At 39.3% G+C, this 2,662-nt stretch carries 2 tRNA genes and 1 rRNA gene; all 3 read right to left on the reverse strand.

The window, feature by feature from the left end:
- Window positions 1-308: 308 nt before the first annotated feature.
- Window positions 309-385, reverse strand: a tRNA-Ile gene (locus AJN64_RS08655).
- An 8-nt stretch (window positions 386-393) separates the two neighbouring features.
- Window positions 394-469, reverse strand: a tRNA-Ala gene (locus AJN64_RS08660).
- Window positions 470-571: 102 nt separating this feature from the next.
- Window positions 572-2,084 (reverse strand): 16S ribosomal RNA (locus AJN64_RS08665).
- Window positions 2,085-2,662: the final 578 nt, after the last annotated feature.

Genomic DNA, 2,662 nt, shown 5'->3' on the forward strand with positions numbered 1-2,662 from the left:
AAAGAAAAGATAAATAGGTTTTATCCTTTAACAAGTCCTGTAAAATTGTTTTTATTAAAACTTGCTTGTGACTCTTAACAATGATAATTAAAAAGAACATTTAGGTTTAAAACCTAAAGGAAGTATATATTAATATAATCATTATAAATATAAATACATAATGTATATGCTATTTATATCTATTAAAGTATATTCTTTTATAGCTAAAGATAAAAACAAATCTAAGTATTTAGAGTTTATATTTTATATTTAATCTACTTTATATACTTGCTTTAGATTTTAAAGCTTTTTTATTCAAATCTTTTTTATGGTGGGCCTAACAAGACTTGAACTTGTGACCTCACCCTTATCAGGGGTGCACTCTAACCAGCTGAGCTATAGGCCCTTAATAAATGGTGGAGAATAGCGGGATCGAACCGCTGACCTCCTGCGTGCAAAGCAGGCGCTCTCCCAGCTGAGCTAATTCCCCATAAACAATTAGCTTTATCATCAATCTTTGAAATCTAAACAAGAATCAATTGAGTTTATATATTGAAGTAATAGTTGTGAGACTTATTACTTTGTACTCTAGAAAGGAGGTGATCCAACCGCAGGTTCTCCTACGGTTACCTTGTTACGACTTCACCCCAGTCGCTGATTCCACTGTGGACGGTAACTAGTTTAGTATTCCGGCTTCGAGTGAAATCAACTCCCATGGTGTGACGGGCGGTGAGTACAAGACCCGGGAACGTATTCACCGTAGCATGGCTGATCTACGATTACTAGCGATTCCGGCTTCATGCTCTCGAGTTGCAGAGAACAATCCGAACTGGGACATATTTTATAGATTTGCTCCACCTCGCGGTATTGCGTCTCATTGTATATGCCATTGTAGCACGTGTGTCGCCCTGGGCATAAGGGCCATGATGACTTGACGTCGTCCACACCTTCCTCCTCCTTACGAAGGCAGTCTATTTAGAGTGCTCGGCCGAACCGTTAGCAACTAAATACGTGGGTTGCGCTCGTTGCGGGACTTAACCCAACATCTCACGACACGAGCTGACGACAGCCGTGCAGCACCTGTCTCTAAGTTCTAGCAAGCTAGCACCCTCATATCTCTATAAGGTTCTTAGGATATCAAGCCCAGGTAAGGTTCTTCGCGTATCTTCGAATTAAACCACATGCTCCACCGCTTGTGCGGGTCCCCGTCTATTCCTTTGAGTTTTAATCTTGCGACCGTACTCCCCAGGCGGTACACTTAATGCGTTAGCTGCATTACTGAGATGACTAGCATCCCAACAACTAGTGTACATCGTTTAGGGCGTGGACTACCAGGGTATCTAATCCTGTTTGCTCCCCACGCTTTCGCGCCTTAGCGTCAGTTGAGTTCCAGCAGATCGCCTTCGCAATGGGTATTCTTGGTGATATCTACGGATTTTACCCCTACACCACCAATTCCATCTGCCTCTCCCTCACTCTAGACTATCAGTTTCCCAAGCAGTTTAATGGTTAAGCCATTAGATTTCACAAGAGACTTGATAATCCGCCTACGCGCCCTTTACGCCCAGTGATTCCGAGTAACGCTTGCACCCTCCGTATTACCGCGGCTGCTGGCACGGAGTTAGCCGGTGCTTATTCCTTAGGTACCGTCAGAATTCTTCCCTAAGAAAAGGAGTTTACGCTCCGAAAAGTGTCATCCTCCACGCGGCGTTGCTGCGTCAGGGTTTCCCCCATTGCGCAATATTCCCTACTGCTGCCTCCCGTAGGAGTCTGGACCGTGTCTCAGTTCCAGTGTGACTGATCATCCTCTCAGACCAGTTAAGCGTCATAGCCTTGGTAAGCCATTACCTTACCAACTAGCTGATACTATATAGTCTCATCCTACACCGAAAAACTTTCCCTACTCAACTTGTGTTAAGCAGGAGTATAGAGTATTAGCAGTCGTTTCCAACTGTTGTCCTCTTGTGTAGGGCAGATTAACTATACCTTACTCACCCGTGCGCCACTAATCCACTTCTAGCAAGCTAGAAGCTTCATCGTTCGACTTGCATGTATTAGGCACGCCGCCAGCGTTCACTCTGAGCCAGGATCAAACTCTCCATAATAAACCTTCTTTAGCATCAAGGCAAAGCCTTGACTAAGAAGCAAGCTAAAGGCCTACCCCGCCAACCTAATATAGATAAACTACTTAGATTACATTAAAGAGATAAACCTTATTACTTTTATAGATAGTTTAATCTTTTTCTTCAAAGAAAAAGTTATAAAAGATTAAAAGAAAAGCTTTTAATCTTTTTAATATTAGATTGAATAGATTTTACATAATTGCTTATGCCTAAATCTTTCTGGCTCAATCGATCACTTATTTAGATTTCAAAGATTGACTAATAAGATTTGAATAACAATACTAAGTTAAAAGAACAAAACAAAAAATCATTTTTAAAAGAAAAGTTTTTAAATTAAAAACAAGATTTATAAAAAAGCTTTTAGTTTTAAATTAAAAAATTAAGAAAGTTAAAAACTCAAATAATTTAAAAACTTAAAAAATCTAAAATAAAGTTAATTTATAAAATCTACTCAGTTAGTGAAACTTTATAATTTAAAAGATTTTAAGTCCTTTTTTCAAAAAAGGAAATGAAAGTATAACCAATTAAACTTAAAAGGGGATTAAATAAAGGATTAAATA

Origin of the sequence: Campylobacter sp. BCW_4332, assembly GCF_001763175.1 — a bacterium.
Classification (GTDB): domain Bacteria; phylum Campylobacterota; class Campylobacteria; order Campylobacterales; family Campylobacteraceae; genus Campylobacter_D; species Campylobacter_D jejuni.